This window comes from Trinickia diaoshuihuensis, from assembly GCF_003390925.1.
In the GTDB taxonomy this organism is placed as follows: Bacteria; Pseudomonadota; Gammaproteobacteria; order Burkholderiales; family Burkholderiaceae; genus Trinickia; species Trinickia diaoshuihuensis.
The window spans coordinates 209,491-227,390 of sequence record NZ_QUBS01000090.1; the positions used below are offsets into that span (position 1 = coordinate 209,491).

A 17,900-nucleotide genomic window follows, 5' to 3' on the forward strand; every position below is an offset into this window, starting at 1 on the left:
GGGGACGGCCGCGTTTCCAGTGTTTGAAAAACCGCGACAGGAAGGTTTTGTGAGCGTAATAGAGGCTTGATCCAATCGATTGGTCGAAAAGCGGGCGGAATATCGCGCAGTCTATGCAACCGAAGCGATCGAGCGCTCTTAAAAAGACTCGCTTGTCGGCCGGGCGTCAAGCTGCGACGCGCTTAACGAATTTCGATAGGAAAGTCCGCACCGTCCCATCCGAAAAAACGACGGCGACTTGGTCCGCCGTAGAGAATTGGACCTCACCAATGCCGTATCGGCGAACCCGGACGGGATCACCCTTTGAAAATGGGCGACGCGTATCGGGTAAATTATTGCCTTTAGGCCGACTGCCACCGTCTTGAAGCACAGGTTCAGGCAGCGGATCGACACGAGGCGGATTCACGCAGTTGTCGCAGGTGCCGCATCGATCGAACGCGGCCTCTCCGAAGTAAGCGAGGATATTGCGCCAACGACATTGCCCCGTTTGCGCATAGTCGATCATCCGCTCGAGCGCCTCGTGGTCACGCCGTGTCCTATTGCGGTATTGCTCGAGCATTGCCTCGACGTTCGATTCACGCTTCGGGTCGGGCGTCGCCGCATAACGTTTCGCGCGATCGCGCTTAACCTGCCTCGTGTCCGTCAAGATCTTCAAAGCCACTGTCAGCTTGTTGCGACCGGTATCGCCAAGTCGCTCCGAAAGTTCGTCGAGCGTCATGCCGCGGCCGCCCTCGCGCGACGCCGCTCTAAGCGCGTTCTCCACGCGAGCGATCAGCTCGGCATCCGGATAGCGCCCCGCCATCAAGAATTGTTGAATGCGGCGGTCGCTCAGATCGAACAGCAGCACGCAATGGGCGATCTCGCCGTCACGGCCGGCGCGCCCCGTCTCCTGATAGTAGGCATCGACGCTGCCCGGCATTTGATAATGGACGAGGTAGCGCACGTCTGGTTTATCGATTCCCATGCCGAAGGCGTTGGTTGCCACCATCACGCGCACCGCGCCGTTCATAAAACGCTCTTGCGCATCGTGCCGCTCTCTCGCCGGCATCCGTCCGTGGTAAAGCGCCACGGCCACGCCGTCATGATCGAGCGCCGCCCGCACATGTTCGGCTTCCCGCACCGTCGCCGTATAGACGATGCCGGGGCCATCGTGAACGGCGAGCAGCTTGCGAACGGCGTCCAGTTTGGCCTGCGCGGCCCGCGCCGACGCACGTCCCTTCCCGTCCGCGACCGACAATTGCCGGACCGAATAGCGCAGGTTCTCGCGATAGACGCCGCCGTGAAAGATACGCACATCGCGCATCCCCAAAGAGCGGACGATATCGTCGATCACGGCGGGAGTCGCGGTGGCTGTGAGCGCCAGCATCGGCGGATTGCCCAACGCATGCACGGCATCGGCGATCTGCAGGAATGCCGGGCGAAAATCATGTCCCCATTGCGAAACGCAATGCGCTTCATCGATGACGACGAGGCTCACGCGTCGCGTCGAACGCCCCGATCGATCGACGCCGAGTGCATCGAACAATGCGGCATTGGTCAGTTGCTCCGGCGTCACGAACAAGATCCCGCGCTTTGCCGTCCGAATGTTCTCGAACGCTTCACGCACCTCATCGGCTTTCAGTGCGCTGTTGATCTGGATCGCTGGGACGCCCGTCTCGGCCAGCTTATCGAATTGGTCCTTCATCAGGGCGATCAACGGAGACACGACCAGCGTGAGGCCGGGCAGATGCATCGCCGGCAATTGATAGCAGAGCGACTTTCCCGCGCCGGTGGGCATGATCGCCAGCGTGTCGCGCCCGCGCGCGACACTGTCGATCACCTCTCGTTGGCCCGGCCGCAATTCATCGAGCCCGAAGACGCCGGTCAGCGTTCCAAGCATCGCTCGCATGTTGATGGCAGCACGCGTGGACATCGATCGTCCGGTCATTGCGTCGTCGGAACCGAAGTGGTGGGCTACGCTGTGTAGCAAGGCGTGGTCCCGTCGCTTAGTCTCCCGCTATATCGAGTAAGGTTGCGGTTTCGCGTAAACTGCACCCGTTCCCGTTCGCTGACGCGTTCACTTACGGCGACGGCCGCAGTTCCCGATATGGAAGGAGGCGTCACGTATGCATGCAATGCCGCTGCAATGCAGCAGTGCCATCGACCCGCTCGCAGCCGCGCCCGTGCGCGATCTGCGCCGCGTGCCGATCCATCCCGATCACTGGTATCCGCTCGCGTGGTCGAGCGAACTGAAGCGCGGAAAAACGCTCGGCGTGCGCTTCGCGGGCGACCCCATCGTCCTAGTACGCACCCAGTCAGGGAAGCTGTTCGCGCTCGAAGATCGTTGCGCGCACAGGCAAGTGCCGCTGCATGCGGGCGTGGTGGACGGCGAGTCGATCCGCTGCGGCTATCACGGCTGGACTTACGACTGTACGGGCAAATGCGTGGATGTCCCGTATTTGGGGCGCGAACGGCTGCCGAACGGAGTACGCGCGTACCCGTGCCGCGAGATGTATGGGCTCATCTTCGTCTTTCCCGGCGATCCGGCGCTTGCGCAAGAGCGCCCCTTGCCCGCCCTGCCCTCGGTAGAGGACAAGGCGTACAAGACGCGCCGCTTCGGCCGCGAAGTCAAATGCCACTATTCGTTCATGCACGAGAACTTGATGGACATGAACCATCAGTTCTTGCACCGGCGGCAGATGGGGCAGATGCGTGCGCGCTCGCTGGGCCGCCGGCGCGGCGACGATTGGGTTGAAGTGGATTACACCTTCGCGCGGATGGAAGGCAAGCAGCCGGTCGGCGAGGCGCTCGTATTCGGCGCCGCCAAGAAGGAGGGAGATAAAAACGACAAGGACGTGATGACCGTGCGCACCGGCTATCCGTACCAAACGCTGCGCATTCGCTCGGGCAGCGGGACTTTAGTGATGGACCTTTGGATCGTCTACGTGCCGCTGGATGCGGAGCAACGCACGAACCGCACGTTTGGCCTGCTCTCGATTCGCAAGCCTAGTATCCCATTTGCGCTGGACCTCGCTTGGCCGCTGCTGGTCTGGTTCACCGAACGCATCTTCAAGGAAGACCGCTGGATCGTCGAACGCGAACAAGAGGCTCACGATCGGCAAGGCGCAGACTGGAATCACGAGGTATTCCCGGTGATCAACGAATTACGCGACGTGTTGCGGCAATGCGGCGGTCGAACCGTGATCCCCATCCACGAAGTGCCCGGCGCGGTCGCGCAAGAACGGGCAGCGGCGTCGTAGCCGGCGCTTGCGCTCAGTCGATCGGCGGCACCGCCCCCTCCCGCAGCGTCTTGATGAGCCGGGCGCGCCGCTTCTCGAGATCGGCGATCTGCCGGTCGATGGCTTCGAGCCGTTCCCGCTGCACTTGCGTGATCTGATCGCACGAGCGGGCGCCCTCGATCAACAGCATGCAGTCCGGAAACCCGCGGATGTCCTCGATGGTGAAGCCGGTCGCAATCATGCGCTGAATCTGTTTGACCTGGGTCGCCGCGCGCTCCGGGAACATCCGGTAGCCATTGCTCGCCCGTACGGAGGCCAGCAACCCGTTTTCATCGTAGTGGCGGATCGATCGGACGCTCGCACCGGTAAGCCGCGAGAGTGCGCCGATCGTCAGCAGTTTCTGTGAAGGCGTCGTTTTCATGGAGAGCAGCATAGCGCAAGTCGCTTGACTCTGACATCAGTGTGAGGGTTGAGACTAGACGCTTCGATAGCTCTTTAGGAAACGACAATGAGATTGCGATTGTTCTCCAGTTTTCTGATTGCAGGGTGCGCGATGGCGACCTTGCTCGCGGCCGCATCTAACGCGCTCGCGGCGCCCGTAAGCTACACGGTCACCTCGACCGACGGCGTTAAATTGGCCGTTCAAGAAAGCGGCAACCCGAACGGCCCTCCCATCATCTTCGTCCACGGTCTGCTCGGCAGTCGCCTGGACTGGGATGGGCAGGCGCATAGCGCCGATCTGCGTCAATATCGGATCATCAGCTACGATTTGCGCGGTCACGGTTTATCCGATAAACCGGCAGGCGCCGAACCCTATCATGACGGCAACCGATGGGCGGACGATCTCGCGGCGGTCATAGAAGGCGCCCATGTGCCCAAGCCCGTCGTAGTCGGCTGGTCGCTCGGTGGCGTCGTGATATCGAACTATCTTGCCAAGTATGGCGATGGCGCCATCGCGGGGGCCGTCTATGTCGATGGCGTCGTCGATCTCGCGCCGGATCAAATCGTCGACCATCCCGATGTCTATCGAGACATGAATTCACCGGATCTGAAGACGCATCTGGACGGCGAGCGGGTTTTCGTCGGCTTGTGCTTTCATCGCCGCCCCCATGCCCAAGCGTTCGACCGGCTGCTCGCCAATGCCGCGATGGCTTCGTGGGACATGCAAAAAGAGATTCCGACGATGACCGATTTCGCTGAGCGAGGGCTCGGCAATGCGCGCGTGCCGTTGCTGTTTATCTACGGTGCGCACGACGCATTGGTCGACACACGCGGCACGCTCGCCCGGGCGAACGCACTGAATCCGCACATCGTCAGCACCGTGTATGCAAACTCGGGGCACGCGCCGTTTATCGAGGAAGCCAGCCGGTTTAATCGCGATCTGGCGCGGTTCGTTGATTCAGTGCAAACGCATGAAACGGTGGGTCAGTAACGCGGCGGCAGATAGAGTGCGCAAGGCGTGCGGATCGTGTTACAGGGTCCCCCGCCGTTGCGCCAGTCACGAAACGATTGCAACCGCGAGCCCCCAAACGAGCAGGGCCGCTCCCGCAAGAAACGGGAGCCATCGCACTCGCGGCAGCAGCTTTTCCAGCAGGACGTATGCCGACAGCACGGCGACCCAGAGCACGTTCATCACACCGAACACGAACAACAATGCCATCAGAACGCCGCAGCAGCCGACGCAATACGCGCCGTGGCGCCACCCCATGGTCCAGGCGCCGAACGGGCCGTCGCGCCACTCATTCAAGAGGAAGCCGAGCGGTGACGCGCACTTGGCGAGACACCGGCGTTTGAGCGGTGTAAGTTGGTAGACACCGGCTATGATCAAGCATGCGCTTGCGAGCTTCGGGGTTGCGCTAACCATCATCGGTGTAACGAGGCGCCCTTCGAGCAGCCCCCATTGAGCGAGGGTCGCCATCAAGCTGAAGCCTGCCCAGACCGTTAGATAGCCGAGAACGAACACGCTCGTTTTCGCGTAGGGGAGGCGTTGGACGCGTCGCTGACGAGTCAACGACGCGAAACTCAGCACCATCGGAACGCTCGACGGTAGCATCATGGCCGCCATCATGACGGTCCACATGGCGAGCACGAGCGACAAATCGATGACGCTCCACGCCGTCATGCTCGGCATGATGGCCACGCTTGCGGTGTCCATATGCGCCATGCCCCAACTCATATACGCAAGATAGCTCCATCCGAGCGCTGCGCAAGCCGCAATCCCGGAAAGCACGATGACCCGGACCCGAACCGGCAGCCGCCCGATAGCGGCTCCGCCGCGAAGAGGCAACTCAGCCACGATAAGCAAACGGCGAATAGAACCCGTTTCGATCGGAGATTTCTCTGGAGAAACCGTAATCGGTGAAACCGAACCGCTTCGACTTCCCGATCACCGCGGTGAATCCCGGCACGGGAGTCAGCGGATGATTGCTCAACGTGACGTCGCCGCCATCTTGACCCGTCATCGCTTCGATTTCGACGTCGGCGACTTCGGGAATGCGAAGGCTGCGCCGCTTGCCCTCGAGCCGATAGTCGATCGCGACCGGCTTGACGCCCATGACTTCGCCGATCATCGGGCCCAGGGCGGCTAGCGGCCCACCCGCCTGACCGGAAAATATCTTACCTAAGGCCGCCTGTTGCGGGGGCGTGCCGCGCTCGTCGAGATACAACGCCACGCGCCACTTGTTTTCCAGCATGTGGCCCGGCGAATACGCGAATAGTGCAACGTTGAGTCCGTCGAGCATCACGTCGGCGAAGGCGCCGTGATCGACGTGCCAGCCGATCAAGACGGCGCAGTCGCCATCCGACGGGGGCCCGAGACAAACACAGCTACACGGGGCAAAACAGTTGCAGCTTTCGAAATATGTTCCGTTCACGCTCCAGTTTTCGGCCATGGCGTTACCTCCATCGTAGCGATACGTGCGAGCGGTTCGCGGCCGGCGAATCGTTATTCAAGTCTAGGTCGAAATGAGTTCGGCGGTGGGGCGAGTGTCCTTTCCGAGTTTGCCCGGCCAGAGGCGCCTGGCCGACCACACCACGCTATGGTGGTAATGTCCTAACAAACAAATTCGTATACGTCACCGCAGGCTTCGCCTCTAGACCGCTTCCAATGATCAGGGCACTACAATCGTCCTTTGGATTTCCACTATCGTCTGATTCCGGGTAGCGATAACCGTCCGTCGCCAGCACCCACAATCGCGGATCATTGGCGGGTACGACATGGACCTCCGGCGTCTGAAACCGTTTCGCATTCAACGTACGCGTAACGATATGCCGTTTCGAGGCATCTACGTTAATACCCAGATCTTCGAGTGCATTGGCGAACGTGTGAGTTCGGGTCAGCCAGTCGATCTTGCCGTCCGGTGATTGCACACCCAGCGTGCAATCACCGCAGCAAAAGACATAGGCGTTGTTCGCTCCGCGCGGGAGCAAGAAGGCAGCATAGGACGCCTTCTCCGCGAAGAATCGCTCGCTACGCAGATGCTTTTGCCCCTCATGCATTGCGGAAAGCACAGCTTCTACGGAGGGCAGTTCGTGGCTCATCCGATCGAGGACCGTTGTGATCCAGCAGGCGTTGAATTGAATCCCGCGGTCGCCGCAAGGCGACGCATCCATGACCACGGAGAAGCTGTACGCCGTGGATTCCAAGACGCCACACGCGTCTCGATTTTCGGAACAAGTCGTCCCTTGCCTACTGGACCACCGCCAAGTGGCAGGACTTTCGCTGTTCATTCAAGTGTTGCGAACGAGACGATGAGGTCGACGCGCTCACCGATCATTTTTTCCCGGGCTGCGTCTCCGTTGCTCGCCGCCGCAATTGCATAATCGAAGTCTCGGTGCTCCTGCAGTATCTTGAGCTGCGAACTAATGTACTTGCGCATTATGGATTCGGCATGAAGTATTTCGTCCGCTATTTCCGAACGGCCATCGAGCAAAGTCAAGATATCCTCAACGTCGTGGCTGTCCAAGGGATCGTCGTTTCCGCGTGAGAGATAGGCCGCGATCTTCGTGGCGACGAAATGTGCCGGGCGGACAATCTTCACCGTCACGCCTTCGCCAATATCACGGGGTTCGGCGCTTTCAAGCGCGTCGCGGTACCAAGCGTTTCCGAACTTCAGAATTTCTGCATCGTCGGGCATGAAATCGACCCGCAGACTGTTCAAAAACATTGAGCAGATCGGCGCGTCGTTGTCCAGTTGTTCGCGAAAGCCTTTTTCGCGCAGTTGCTCTTTCAGCTTTTCCCAGTGTGGATAGCTTAATACATGCACAATGAGGTCAACGTCATCGGTATGCCTGACTTGTTGCCTTGTGTAGAGATCGGTTAGCAAAAGGGCCGTCGTGCAGCCGCCGACGAATGCAACCTGCTGACAGATTTCCGGTCCGATTGCTTTCGCGACAGCTCGAATCATAGTGATGTGATCGTCGACGGTAGGCATTTCAGTAATTCAGGAGTTCATGTAGCTGCGTAATGGCCAGCTTGCGTTCGCGGGGCTGGCCTAGGCGAATTGAATCGACTACGGCAAGCAGTTTATAGAGCGCTTTGTCGCCGCGGATTGCAGTGGTGACAGTTTTGTATAGCGGTTCCACCGCGAGCCCGAGAGTATCGCCATGCGGGTCGGGCCACACCGGCGGATGCTCGCCACCGCCGCGAAGAATACCGTCAAAAATGGGGGCGGTGAGTCCAGTCGGTATGCCTAGTGCTAGACCGGAAGTTTGCACGGGGAATACGAACCTTATGCCGTATGAAAGAAATTCCTCGAGTCCTCTGCGATTGACAACCGGGGTTCCACCGCGCCGGCTTGGTTTTGCGAGACCGTTGGCGTAGCAACGTATCAATGCGTTACTCACTTCCGATTTGCTGATGCCGATAGCACTCGACAGACCCCTCACACTATAGGGATCGACTTCGAGCTTCGGTCTAAGCGAACCTGGGTTGCCAGCTTCGTCTTCGAGCGCTTCGTTCGTATCTGAAACCGCTGAGTTGAGGTGGTCCGGCTCGCTTGACATCTCGCTGACCGAGACATGGGCTTGCCGCTCCAGCGTCGAGAGCTTTAGCAGAAGCACTATGTCTTGACTTTTCATTCAAGGCTCGAGGATGCGTCCACAGTCCATGGACAATGGACGCATTGTTTAGGCGTTTTGCCATTCTGTCAACTCACCACGACGTTCGGACTCGCGTCCTCATCACGGCCTACGGCGGCGTTGCGGCGAAACACTGCCCCTGGGAAGCCCTGTTGAGGTTGAGTTCGGCTATCCTAACGATCCACCGTCTACGCGAATCGCCCAGTTCGCAAACACACCGGTGCTTGCCGAAACCGCTTACAGATCGACCCGGCCCGAATCGTAGCGCACACGATTGTCCTGAATAGCCGCGCGATGCTTGCGCGCCCATTCCGCGAGTTGGCGCACCGGTTCGCTTAACGACTTTCCAAGTGCGGTCAGCGCGTACTCCACCTGCGGCGGGGTGGTGGAGAGCACCGTGCGATCCACCATACCGTCGCGTTCGAGCGCTTTGAGCGTGCGAGTGAGCATCTGCTGCGAAATACCGCCGACGTTACGCTTGATGTCGTTGAAGCGACGCGGCTGGTCGCGAAGCGCGACGACAACCTGCATCGTCCATTTGTCGCCGACTTGACTCAGTATCTCGCTGACGCCTCGACAGTCGCGAACATCACCGGGCGGGGTAGTCACATCCATATGACTTGGTCTCAAAGATATGCGTTTTCGGCGCGGAACCGAAAGTTTCATACTGGTTGCCGAGCAACAACCTGTTTAAAAACATTCGAGCACCCCATGAACCTCTTTTACCATCCCGGCGCATGCAGTCTCGCCGTTCACATAGCGCTCGTGGAAGCGAATATCCCTTATCGACTCGTGACGATCACCAGGGAAAAGCGAACCGGCGACGGGCGAGATTTCCTGAAAATTAATCCGAAAGGCTATGTGCCCGCGCTCGAATTCGACGATGGCACGACGTTGAGCGAATCGCTCGCTATCCTCGTCTACGTCGCGGATCGATCCGCCACGCTGCTGGCGTCAGACGGGCCTGAGCGCTGGCAGGCGCTAGAGGCGCTCTCATTCATGGTCACCGAGATCCACGGAAATTTTAAGCCGTTTTGGAAGAAGGCGTCCGATGCGGAGAAGGACAAGGCCCGCGCGTCGCTGGTCAAGCACTTCGCGGTCATCGCGGAGCAACTCGGCGAGAGGCGTTTCTTGGTCGGGAAGACGATGACGATTGCCGATCCGTATCTCTTGGTCATGCTTCGATGGGCCGCCACTCACGAGATCGAGGTCCCGCCGCGCTTCATCGCCTATACGGCACATATGAACCAGCGGCCGTCGGTTCAGCAGGCCCTCATCGAGGAAGGACTAGCGACAGACGATATCCGCTGAGTCCTCGATGCCAAGCTCCGCCACGTAGCGATCGAGTTCACCGCCGACCTCCCGTTTGAGAACATCGACAAAGCACTTGATCTTCGCATCGACGAACTGCCGCGATGAATTGACCGCATATACATTGCGCCGATGAGTGTGATATTGCGGCAGAACGCGCACGAGCGATCCACTACGCAAATCGTCGATTGCCGAAAACGCCGCAAGCAACCCGATGCCCGCGCCGTCGCGAAGCGCTGTCGACATCGCATCCATGTCGTTCACGCTGAAGTACGGGCCAGCCGGGCGATGGACGACTAAACCGCCCGCGCTCTGGAGTTGCCATTCGTCAGGCAGGTAGTCCACAGTGCCGAGGCGCACGCAGGTGTGATCGGCCAAATCTTCCGGGCGCTCGGGTGCGCGATGCTGCGCAAGGTAACCGGGCGACGCGGCCAGAATGCAGTGACTCACGCCGATCTTCTGGCTGACATACGCCGAGTCCGGAAGCGCGCGCGCAATCACGACCGCGACATCGAGTTGTTCTTCGAGCAGGCTCGGCAATCTTTGTGACAAGAAAAGATCGACGGATACATCGGGATAGGCCCGGCGATAGGCCAGTACGGCGCGCGAAACGAGCCGCCGCCCTAACCCTGGCACCGCATGGACGCGCAACGTACCTCGCGGCTCGAGCAGCGCGTCGCGCGCTTCGGCTTCGGCGCGGTCGATGTCGGCCAGGATTGCGACGCTCCGTTCGTAAAAGCGTCGTCCCGCGTCGGTTACCGAAAGTCTGCGTGTGGAACGTTGCAGCAGGCGCGTGTCGAGGTTCTCCTCGAGTACCGACACCGCTCTCGAGATGTTTCCAACCGTGGTGTCGAGGTGATTGGCGACCGCGGTGAAACTTCCCATCTCGACCACCCTCACAAAAACCGACATGTTGTAAACCTTGTCCATTGTGCATCCTCGTTTCTCATGCTGTGCCGGCAGACCGCTACTTCCCGGCTGACGCCGGATTGTCATGATAGGCGAGATGCCCGCTGCAAATCGCGAGAGCCCGCCTGGCTCTCCCTTGCCGGAGCACGGATTTTCCCTCCAGGGACAAGAATCATTCTCTCTGTCCTGACTAAATCGCCGCCCGCGTCATGCCTAGACTTGGCTCCGCTGTAAAGCGCTCAACGAACCGCACTCGTCGCGGCCTTGTCGTCCGAACCAATTTTCCAGGAGTTCGCAGTTATGAACATGACGTACGACGCACTTCATCTTTTCATCGACGGCGCATGGGTCGGCGCGGACGAACGGCCGGCAGCGCCCGTGGTCAACCCGGCCACCGGACGCGAGCTAGGCCGTGTACCGCTCGCGACGGCCGCCGATCTCGATCACGCGTTACAGGCCGCGCAAAGCGCTTTCAACGTTTGGCGCAACACCGTGCCCGCCGAACGGGCCCGCATCCTCAAGCGAAGCGCGGAACTCATGCGCGAGCGCAGCGCGCATATTGCAACGCTTATGACGCTCGAGGAGGGCAAGCCGCTCGCGGAGAGCCGAGATGAAGTCCTACGCGCCGCCGACTACTTCGAATGGTTCGCTGAAGAGGCGCGCCGCATAGACGGTCGAGTTGTGCCGTCGAATCGGCCCGGCGTGCAACAGCTTGTGAAAAAACAAGCCATTGGGCCCGTTGCCGCCTTCACTCCATGGAATTTTCCGGCGATTACCCCGGCACGCAAGCTCTCCGCCGCACTCGCCGCGGGCTGCAGCGTCATCATCAAACCCGGCGAGGAAAGCCCCGCCACAGCGCTCGCGCTGGCACGCGCACTCGACGACGCGGGCTTGCCGAAGGGCGTGCTGCAAGTCGTATTCGGCATACCCGACGCAGTATCGAAGCACTTGATCGCTTCGCCGGTCATCCGCAAGGTGACGTTCACGGGCTCGGTGCCGATCGGACGTCTTCTCTCGGCGCGTGCCGCCGAAGGCGTCAAGCCCATTACGTTGGAACTGGGCGGCCACGGGCCGGTACTGGTCTTCTCCGATGCCGACGTCGAAAAGGCCGCTGTCGAAGGGGCGGCAAATCGCTTTCGCGGCACGGGTCAGATCTGCATCTCCTCGACGCGGTTCATCGTTCAACGCGAGGTCTACGACGCGTTCGCCGGACATTTCGTCCGCACCGCGAAGGCGCTCAAAGTCGGCGACGGCATGGATCCGAGCACCCAGGTCGGTCCGTTGGCCAATCCGCGCCAACTCGCGAAGATGGAAGCGCTCATCGCCGATGCCGTGGCGCGCGGCGCTCGGCTCCTTGCCGGGGGCAAGCGCATCGAGGGCGACGGATACTTTTTCGAACCCACAGTGCTTGCCGACGTTCCGATGGACGCCCGCGTGATGCATGAGGAGCCGTTCGGTCCAATCGCCATTCTGATGCGCTTCGACGCGCTCGCGGACGGACTTGCCGAAGCAAACCGGCTGCCGTACGGCCTTTCCGCCTACGCGTTCACAAACGACGCGCGCACTGCCATCGACGTCGCCGATGGACTAGAAGCCGGCATGATCGGGATCAACCAGTACCGCATCGTCGCAACCGAACTCCCGTTCGGCGGCATGAAAGAAAGCGGCCATGGCTCCGAAGGGGGAGTCGAGGGTATCGAATACTATCTGACGCACAAATTCATCAGCCAAGCTTGAGAGGAACCTTGCCATGTCCCAGACCGATTTCAGCAGCCCTCGCGAAGCCGCCCGAGCCTTTACGCCGAAGCTCTCCGGATTCATCGACGATACGCTCTATCCACGCTTCTGGAACGACGCCGCGCTCTCGCCGCGCGACCGCAGCCTCGTCACCGTAGCCGCTTTGATAACCGGCGGCCACCTCGACGAGTTGCCGGCACACCTGCGCCGCGCAGTGGCGAACGGTGTCACGCGGGAAGAGCTCTCAGCGGCGATTACACATTTAGCTTTCTATGCGGGATTTCCGGCGGCTATCTCCGCATCCGCCGCGGCTCAGGCGACGCTGGGTGCACCGGCGCAACTCGGAGACGACGCCAAATCGTCAGACTGACGCTGCCGGACACCGCGTCCGAAGCGCCTCATCGAGTCGTTCCTATGCCGTCGAGGAAGAGGTCCACCAAGTGGGTGACGCGTGACTTCGTTGCGCCGCCTTGCTCCACGGCAAGCGCAATCGCCGTGACGACGCAGATGAGATCGTCGATCGAGACGTCCGAGCGGACCGCGCCTGCCACCTGGGCCCGCTGCAATAACCGGTGCCCCTCTTCTCGCCCTGCCCGGCAACCCGCGGTGCCCTCCTGAAGTACCGTTCCCAGCATCGCGGCCAACCCGCGACAGTGGGTAGCATGGTTCACGAGCTCCTTGACGAAGGCGCGTATCGACGCGACCGGCTCCATTTTGCCGTCGCGCGCGCGGCTCGCTGCGACGAGTGACAGAAGGCGCTCGTCACTCGTCGCAGCGAGCAGCGCATCGCGTGTGGGAAAGCGGCGATAGAGCGTGCCGATGCCGACGTTGGCGCGCTTGGCGATATCGTCGAGCGAGACCTCGGCGCCCCGTTCGAGAAACAGCGCTTCCGCCGCTTCGAGAATACGTTGCCGGTTGAGGGCTGCGTCGGCTCGCAGCGGCGCTTCGTCGGCCGTCGAATGCTTGCTTTTCATACTTCCGATGATTCTTCTTGATAAGCGGATGATGCCTCCATATACTAAGTGGAGCAACACTCCACTTAATCGAGAGGCGCGTATGACGAAGCGATTCGAAAACAAGATTGTGGCGATCACCGGTGGCAGCGAGGGCATCGGCTTGGCGAGCGCCAAGCTTTTCGCGAACGAGGGTGCAACGGTTTACATCACGGGCCGTCGGGAAGGTCGTCTAAATGAGGCGGTGAGAGAAATCGGCAACGGCGCCGTCGGCGTTCAGGGGGACGCAAGTAACCTCGCCGATCTCGACCGACTCTATGAGCGCATCCAGCGCGACCACGGCAGGCTCGATGTGGTGTTCGCCAATGCTGGTATTGCCGACGTCGAGTCGCGACCGCTTGGCGCGATCACCGAGGAAGGTTTCGACCGTCTTTTCGGCGTCAACGTGCGAGGCATGCTTTTCACGGTGCAGAAAGCCTTGCCCCTGCTTTCGGCAGGTAGCGCAATCGTGCTGAACGGCTCGGTGGCCGGCAGCAAAGGCTTCCCTGGGCAGTCGCTCTACAACGCAAGCAAGGCGGCCGTGCGATCGTTTGCGCGAAGCTGGACGACCGACCTCAAAGAGCGAGGCATTCGCGTCAACGTCGTCTCGCCGGGCGGAACGGAGACAGCGCTGATGCGCGGCTACCTCGATACGCGGCCCGGAGTCGAAGAAATGTTCAAGCAAGCCGTGCCGCTGGGGCGACTGGGGCAACCGGATGAAATCGCGCGCGCCGTGCTCTTCCTCGCTTCGAGCGAAAGCAGTTATATCGCCGGCGCCGAACTCTATGTGGACGGCGGTTCGATTGCCGTTTAAGCGGCTCAGTGTTCAACTCTCAACGCGGTCCATATGAATTCCGCGGACCAGTCAGGCCGGCGCCCGCGTTCGGCGGCGGCCGGCGTTGGAGTGCTTTCGTGTCTTTGCTTCGAGCGAAGGCGAGCGTTCCGTGAGCGACGGAGACGAATCGGGTGCCGAGCCGGCAAATTGTCGCCGATACGCCACCGGCGTCATCGCTTTCGTTTCCTTGAATTGCCGGTTGAAATTTGCCAAGTTCGGGAACCCCGAGCGCGAAGCAACCACCGATATCGGCATCTCCGTGTTCGTAAGCATCCGGCATGCGTAACCGATCCGCACGCGGGTAATGTATTGTCCGACGCTTACCCCAAGATGCTGCGTGAAATGCCTCGTCAGCGTCCGCTCCGAAAGACCGGCCGCTTTTGCGAGCGTGGCGAGCCTAAGCGGATGCGCGAACTGCGTGTCGATCAACGCGAGCACGCGATTGAGTTGCTCCGACTCATACCCGGACGCCTGACCGATGCGCGCATCGAAGGCGGCGGGGGACGCCAAGGACTGCGCCGGCAAATCGGACAGCCAGACAAGAATCTCGAGCACAGTACTGAGTCTTTCTCGGGCATTGGCTGAAAGTAGTCTGTCGAGGTGCCCCCGCATGGCTGCGCCCGCGCCATTTTCGAAGGCTAATCCGCATGCGGCACGCCGCAATAGGCTGCGCAGTTCTCCATATTCGGGGCAAAGGTCGGCAAGCCGCCGGGCCCATGACCCATCGAACCATACGACGATTGCGATCTGAGGTTCCGATACGTCGATCGAACGGTTCGATGACCACGTATGAGGCATGTCGGGCGGAACCAACACCAGGTCATTGTCGCCGTACAGCGCTACCGAATCTCCGATGTAGCGCTTGCCCTGACTGTTCATCGTGAGGGTCAGCTCGTACTCCGGGTGGTGATGCCATTCGAACGGAATGCGCGCTAGCCGCCGGTTGTAGATCCGGACCGAACAACTGCCGCCGAATTCGACGTGCTCATAGGCTGCTTTCATGGCCGAAACCGCAAAAAGTTTGACTCGATAGTATCACCGCGGCGACCCTGCGCGTCGTACGCTATCCGTACCGAAAACCTACGATACGGAGACAAACATGGCCCTTCAAATTGATGACCTGCCGGCCACCATCAGGCAGGCGAAGCGTGAACTTCGCGAACTGCTGCCCAACTACAAGGCAGTCTTCAAAGACGTCGAAAACGCCATGCTGGCAGAAGCGGATCGCATTGCGGATCTGCGTGAACGGGGAATTCCCATCATCCCCGAAATACGCTTCAGCGACATCGTCGAGGAGCGGGTAACAGCCGAAGAGATCGCTACCGTCAAAGCGAGGGGGGCATGCGTCATTCGCAATGTCTTCGACCGGTCTCTAGTCGAGAAGTGGGACCGCGATATTGCCGAGTACGTCGAACGCAATCACCTCGATGCGAAGTTGCAGAACCGTGCCGAGGATAAATATTTCGGTCAACTGGCATCGAGCAAACCTCAGATTTATGGCGTTTACTGGTCGAAGCCCCAAGTCACGGCGCGGCAGTCCGCCGAGTTGACGCAAGCACGCGTGTTTCTGAATCGGCTGTGGAAGGCAGAGAGCGAAGGGCGCGTTCACTTTGATCCCGACCACGTCCCCGTGTACGCCGACCGGCTTCGCCGACGTCCGCCCGGCTCGGAGTCGCTTGGTCTTTCGGCTCACTGCGACGGCGGCTCCGTCGAGCGATGGATCGAGGCGAATTTCCGCAAGGTCTATCGACACGTCTTCTCCGGAAACTGGCGCGCCTATGATCCTTTCGATGCGGCGTGGCGCACGGAGGTCGAGGAGATTGCGTCGCCCGCGGTTTGCTCCATGTTCCGAACCTTCCAGGGCTGGACCGCACTCACGCCGCAAGGGCCCGGCGACGGGACTCTGCAGCTCGTGCCTATTGCAAACTCGATGGTCTACATCCTCCTGCGGGCCCTGCAAGACGACGTGGCAGACGACGACTTGTGCGGCGCGATGCCCGGGCGCGCACTGTCCATCAAGGAGCAGTACCACGCACCGCTGTTTCGCGCGCTGTCGTCTATTCCGCAGATGCAGGCCGGTGACACTGTCTTCTGGCATAGCGACGTCATTCACGCCGTTGAAGATGCGCATCGAGGAACGGGATACAGCAACGTCATGTATATCGCGTCGCTGCCTGCTTGTGCGAAAAACGACGCCTATCTCAAACGGCAGTTACCGAGCTTTCTCGAAGGCAAGAGCCCGCCGGACTTTCCCTCCGATCACTTCGAAATCGACTTTGTTGGTCGCGCGACCGCGGACGATCTAACGCCCTTGGGGCGCGCGCAAATGGGAATGACGCTTTAGAGGCAAGGGGTCGGTCGCCGCCGCCCGCGCTGGCGGCGGGCTTTTTCAACGTTCGGGGCGAGAAAATACGTTGACGAGATTCCCATCCGGGTCGCGCAATAGGAGCGAGCGATTGCCCCATGGCATCAACGTCGTCGGCATCACGATGGTTGATCCCGACGCGTTCATCCGTTCGAACACCGCGTCGACGTCGTCCACTTCGAACTCCAAAATCGCCGATCGATTGGCCGCGGCAGTCGCTGCGCCGATGTTAAAAAGCTCGATCAGGTGCTCCGATGAGATCGCTAGCGTCGCGCCCTCGAATCGCATTTCGGCAAATCCATCGGCCGGGCGTACGGCTTCGATCCCGGAAAGCCGCTGATAGAAATCAAGCAATCTTTCGATATCCCGGGTAACCACTCGGACCGATGCGAATTTCATTCTGAGCTCCTCTTCAAGAAAAGAGCTTCAGTCTAACGATCGATACTGTCATATTCTGGCAGTATGGTGCGGCTGGCGATCTGATTGAGCTTGCGCCACTCGCGAAGCAGCGTGGACCGCCGCTTTGGGTAGCGCTCCTGCCTCTGCTCGACGCTCAAGATACGATCCGAACGAAAATTTCGGAAATCAGATCGGAGCTCGCACCAGCACATCAGCACTCGCGCCTGATCGAAATACACTAAGGCGAAGGGCCAGACGACACGCCGCGAGCGATTACCGTTGCCGTCCACGTAAGTGATCTCTAGCTTTCGCTCTGCGCGGACCGCGGCACGCAAAAGGTCCGGCGAGATTAGGTTGACAGGTCTCCTCAACGGCGCGCCGACCAACAGCGAAGACTCATCCAGTTCGCGCCGCAATTCAGGGGGCAGTACGGCCGCGATCTTCGAAAGCGCGCTTAGCGCACCGGACGATAGCGTCTTGTCGCAGCGATCGGCCACCCAGCGCATGCCAAGCACCAGGGCATCGAGTTCCTCCGAGCCGAACATAATGGGTGGCAGCATGAAACCCGCTTTCATCACGTAGCCGACGCCTGGCTCTCCCTCGATCATCGCTCCCTGTGCCTGCAAGCTGGCGATGTCCCGGTATAGCGTGCGGATGCTCACGCCGAGTTCGTCGGCCAGGGTCTGGCCGCTGACGGGACGTCGATAACGACGTAACACTTGCAGGAGCTGAAGGAGGCGTTCGGCTCGGGACATGCGTGAATCCTGATATCGGGGGAGGAAATCAAGCGCATATATCCTGCGCGCCGTTGAGTGCTTCGCCTGGCCGCACCGACCTTCGCGTTGCCGGCCGACACGGCCGCTGTCGAGGCGCAAGATGGGCAATCGTTCAATTATCCTCATGATCGAGGCTGCCCATGTTAAAGCTTCAACGGCCAAGTTCTCTCCATACGTCGTCGCCTATGGAAAACACAGCGCCGGCAAGCGATCCGGCGCCTAATAAACCGCCTTCCAACGCTACCTCCCGTATAAGCCGCAACGCGGCATTTCAGGATC

20 protein-coding genes are annotated in these 17,900 nt (G+C 60.4%); 7 read left to right on the forward strand and 13 right to left on the reverse strand.

Translation table 11 applies throughout. From position 1 onward, the window contains the following. Nucleotides 1-166 precede the first annotated feature (166 nt). Nucleotides 167-1,912, reverse strand: coding sequence for a RecQ family ATP-dependent DNA helicase (locus tag DXT59_RS29215; RefSeq protein ID WP_240324732.1), 1,746 nt, complete (start codon nt 1,910-1,912; stop codon nt 167-169). 193 nt (nt 1,913-2,105) lie between these two features. On the opposite strand from DXT59_RS29215, the gene DXT59_RS29220 reads away from it, so the two are divergent. Next, nucleotides 2,106-3,239, forward strand: coding sequence for an aromatic ring-hydroxylating oxygenase subunit alpha (locus tag DXT59_RS29220; protein ID WP_116141837.1), 1,134 nt, complete (start codon nt 2,106-2,108; stop codon nt 3,237-3,239). Between the two features lie 13 nt (nt 3,240-3,252). Here DXT59_RS29220 and DXT59_RS29225 read toward each other — a convergent pair whose 3' ends face one another. Beyond that, the gene (locus DXT59_RS29225; RefSeq protein WP_116142267.1) at nt 3,253-3,639 is read right to left on the reverse strand and encodes a MerR family transcriptional regulator; all 387 of its coding nucleotides are present in this window, start codon (nt 3,637-3,639) and stop codon (nt 3,253-3,255) included. Between the two features lie 87 nt (nt 3,640-3,726). Between DXT59_RS29225 and DXT59_RS29230 the strand changes: the two genes are divergently transcribed. Continuing rightward, the gene (locus DXT59_RS29230) at nt 3,727-4,650 is read left to right on the forward strand and encodes an alpha/beta fold hydrolase (RefSeq protein ID WP_116141839.1); all 924 of its coding nucleotides are present in this window, start codon (nt 3,727-3,729) and stop codon (nt 4,648-4,650) included. Nucleotides 4,651-4,716: 66 nt separating this feature from the next. Here the strand turns inward: DXT59_RS29230 and DXT59_RS29235 are convergent, their stop codons facing one another. From DXT59_RS29235 to DXT59_RS29260, 6 genes are all read right to left on the reverse strand, one after another. Then, entirely contained in the window at nt 4,717-5,382 is a 666-nt protein-coding gene (locus DXT59_RS29235; RefSeq protein ID WP_116142268.1) for a DUF2182 domain-containing protein, read from the reverse strand. A 124-nt stretch (nt 5,383-5,506) separates the two neighbouring features. Beyond that, nucleotides 5,507-6,109 carry a DUF1326 domain-containing protein gene (locus DXT59_RS29240; RefSeq protein ID WP_116141841.1) on the reverse strand — a complete coding sequence of 201 codons (603 nt, stop codon included), beginning with the start codon at nt 6,107-6,109 and terminating at the stop codon, nt 5,507-5,509. 145 nt (nt 6,110-6,254) lie between these two features. Continuing rightward, complete coding sequence (locus DXT59_RS29245; protein WP_116141843.1) at nt 6,255-6,863, reverse strand: hypothetical protein; 609 nt, start codon at nt 6,861-6,863, stop codon at nt 6,255-6,257. Between the two features lie 80 nt (nt 6,864-6,943). Further along, on the reverse strand, nt 6,944-7,651 hold the full coding sequence (locus tag DXT59_RS29250; RefSeq protein WP_116141845.1) for a hypothetical protein: 708 nt from the start codon (nt 7,649-7,651) through the stop codon (nt 6,944-6,946). A 1-nt stretch (nt 7,652) separates the two neighbouring features. Continuing rightward, a complete protein-coding gene (locus DXT59_RS29255) occupies nt 7,653-8,297 on the reverse strand; it encodes a hypothetical protein (protein ID WP_116141847.1) in 645 nt (214 codons plus the stop codon). A gap of 237 nt (nt 8,298-8,534) precedes the next feature. Further along, on the reverse strand, nt 8,535-8,963 hold the full coding sequence (locus DXT59_RS29260) for a winged helix-turn-helix transcriptional regulator (protein ID WP_240324733.1): 429 nt from the start codon (nt 8,961-8,963) through the stop codon (nt 8,535-8,537). Between the two features lie 45 nt (nt 8,964-9,008). Between DXT59_RS29260 and DXT59_RS29265 the strand changes: the two genes are divergently transcribed. After that, on the forward strand, nt 9,009-9,608 hold the full coding sequence (locus DXT59_RS29265; protein WP_116141851.1) for a glutathione S-transferase N-terminal domain-containing protein: 600 nt from the start codon (nt 9,009-9,011) through the stop codon (nt 9,606-9,608). Here DXT59_RS29265 and DXT59_RS29270 read toward each other — a convergent pair. Further along, nucleotides 9,585-10,538 (reverse strand): LysR family transcriptional regulator, encoded by a 954-nt coding sequence (locus DXT59_RS29270; protein WP_116141853.1) that lies wholly within the window; start codon nt 10,536-10,538, stop codon nt 9,585-9,587. The two genes, DXT59_RS29265 and DXT59_RS29270, sit on opposite strands and share 24 nt — an antisense overlap. Nucleotides 10,539-10,817: 279 nt before the next feature. Here DXT59_RS29270 and DXT59_RS29275 point away from each other — a divergent pair, with 279 nt between their 5' ends. Together DXT59_RS29275 and DXT59_RS29280 are read left to right on the forward strand one after the other, a co-directional pair. Next, nucleotides 10,818-12,254, forward strand: a complete 1,437-nt coding sequence (locus DXT59_RS29275; RefSeq protein ID WP_116141856.1) for an NAD-dependent succinate-semialdehyde dehydrogenase — start codon at nt 10,818-10,820, stop codon at nt 12,252-12,254. Between the two features lie 13 nt (nt 12,255-12,267). After that, nucleotides 12,268-12,624: a carboxymuconolactone decarboxylase family protein gene (locus DXT59_RS29280; protein ID WP_116141858.1), complete on the forward strand. Its 357-nt coding sequence runs from the start codon at nt 12,268-12,270 to the stop codon at nt 12,622-12,624. 28 nt (nt 12,625-12,652) lie between these two features. Here DXT59_RS29280 and DXT59_RS29285 read toward each other — a convergent pair whose 3' ends face one another. Next, a complete protein-coding gene (locus DXT59_RS29285; RefSeq protein ID WP_116141860.1) occupies nt 12,653-13,228 on the reverse strand; it encodes a TetR/AcrR family transcriptional regulator in 576 nt (191 codons plus the stop codon). Nucleotides 13,229-13,310: 82 nt separating this feature from the next. Between DXT59_RS29285 and DXT59_RS29290 the strand changes: the two genes are divergently transcribed. Beyond that, nucleotides 13,311-14,060: a glucose 1-dehydrogenase gene (locus DXT59_RS29290; RefSeq protein WP_116141862.1), complete on the forward strand. Its 750-nt coding sequence runs from the start codon at nt 13,311-13,313 to the stop codon at nt 14,058-14,060. 51 nt (nt 14,061-14,111) lie between these two features. Here the strand turns inward: DXT59_RS29290 and DXT59_RS29295 are convergent, their stop codons facing one another. After that, nucleotides 14,112-15,083, reverse strand: coding sequence for a helix-turn-helix domain-containing protein (locus DXT59_RS29295; RefSeq protein ID WP_116141864.1), 972 nt, complete (start codon nt 15,081-15,083; stop codon nt 14,112-14,114). A 97-nt stretch (nt 15,084-15,180) separates the two neighbouring features. Between DXT59_RS29295 and DXT59_RS29300 the strand changes: the two genes are divergently transcribed. Continuing rightward, nucleotides 15,181-16,425 carry a DUF1479 domain-containing protein gene (locus DXT59_RS29300; RefSeq protein ID WP_116141866.1) on the forward strand — a complete coding sequence of 415 codons (1,245 nt, stop codon included), beginning with the start codon at nt 15,181-15,183 and terminating at the stop codon, nt 16,423-16,425. 45 nt (nt 16,426-16,470) lie between these two features. Here DXT59_RS29300 and DXT59_RS29305 read toward each other — a convergent pair whose 3' ends face one another. Beyond that, nucleotides 16,471-16,845, reverse strand: a complete 375-nt coding sequence (locus DXT59_RS29305; RefSeq protein ID WP_116141868.1) for a VOC family protein — start codon at nt 16,843-16,845, stop codon at nt 16,471-16,473. Nucleotides 16,846-16,877: 32 nt separating this feature from the next. Further along, a complete protein-coding gene (locus DXT59_RS29310; RefSeq protein WP_116142270.1) occupies nt 16,878-17,600 on the reverse strand; it encodes a helix-turn-helix transcriptional regulator in 723 nt (240 codons plus the stop codon). Nucleotides 17,601-17,900 lie beyond the last annotated feature (300 nt).

Bases quoted from the DNA above. Each gene is read 5' to 3' on its own strand.
- DXT59_RS29300 (WP_116141866.1), top strand. From the start codon at position 15,181: ATGGCCCTTCAAATTGATGACCTGCCGGCCACCATCAGGCAGGCGAAG.
- DXT59_RS29225 (WP_116142267.1), bottom strand. From the start codon at position 3,639: ATGAAAACGACGCCTTCACAGAAACTGCTGACGATCGGCGCACTCTCG.
- DXT59_RS29260 (WP_240324733.1), bottom strand. From the start codon at position 8,963: ATGAAACTTTCGGTTCCGCGCCGAAAACGCATATCTTTGAGACCAAGT.
- DXT59_RS29310 (WP_116142270.1), bottom strand. From the start codon at position 17,600: ATGTCCCGAGCCGAACGCCTCCTTCAGCTCCTGCAAGTGTTACGTCGT.
- DXT59_RS29250 (WP_116141845.1), bottom strand. From the start codon at position 7,651: ATGCCTACCGTCGACGATCACATCACTATGATTCGAGCTGTCGCGAAA.
- DXT59_RS29275 (WP_116141856.1), top strand. From the start codon at position 10,818: ATGAACATGACGTACGACGCACTTCATCTTTTCATCGACGGCGCATGG.
- DXT59_RS29290 (WP_116141862.1), top strand. From the start codon at position 13,311: ATGACGAAGCGATTCGAAAACAAGATTGTGGCGATCACCGGTGGCAGC.
- DXT59_RS29265 (WP_116141851.1), top strand. From the start codon at position 9,009: ATGAACCTCTTTTACCATCCCGGCGCATGCAGTCTCGCCGTTCACATA.
- DXT59_RS29235 (WP_116142268.1), bottom strand. From the start codon at position 5,382: ATGGCGCATATGGACACCGCAAGCGTGGCCATCATGCCGAGCATGACG.
- DXT59_RS29280 (WP_116141858.1), top strand. From the start codon at position 12,268: ATGTCCCAGACCGATTTCAGCAGCCCTCGCGAAGCCGCCCGAGCCTTT.
- DXT59_RS29270 (WP_116141853.1), bottom strand. From the start codon at position 10,538: ATGGACAAGGTTTACAACATGTCGGTTTTTGTGAGGGTGGTCGAGATG.
- DXT59_RS29240 (WP_116141841.1), bottom strand. From the start codon at position 6,109: ATGGCCGAAAACTGGAGCGTGAACGGAACATATTTCGAAAGCTGCAAC.
- DXT59_RS29230 (WP_116141839.1), top strand. From the start codon at position 3,727: ATGAGATTGCGATTGTTCTCCAGTTTTCTGATTGCAGGGTGCGCGATG.
- DXT59_RS29255 (WP_116141847.1), bottom strand. From the start codon at position 8,297: ATGAAAAGTCAAGACATAGTGCTTCTGCTAAAGCTCTCGACGCTGGAG.
- DXT59_RS29285 (WP_116141860.1), bottom strand. From the start codon at position 13,228: ATGAAAAGCAAGCATTCGACGGCCGACGAAGCGCCGCTGCGAGCCGAC.
- DXT59_RS29295 (WP_116141864.1), bottom strand. From the start codon at position 15,083: ATGAAAGCAGCCTATGAGCACGTCGAATTCGGCGGCAGTTGTTCGGTC.
- DXT59_RS29305 (WP_116141868.1), bottom strand. From the start codon at position 16,845: ATGAAATTCGCATCGGTCCGAGTGGTTACCCGGGATATCGAAAGATTG.
- DXT59_RS29215 (WP_240324732.1), bottom strand. From the start codon at position 1,912: ATGTCCACGCGTGCTGCCATCAACATGCGAGCGATGCTTGGAACGCTG.
- DXT59_RS29220 (WP_116141837.1), top strand. From the start codon at position 2,106: ATGCATGCAATGCCGCTGCAATGCAGCAGTGCCATCGACCCGCTCGCA.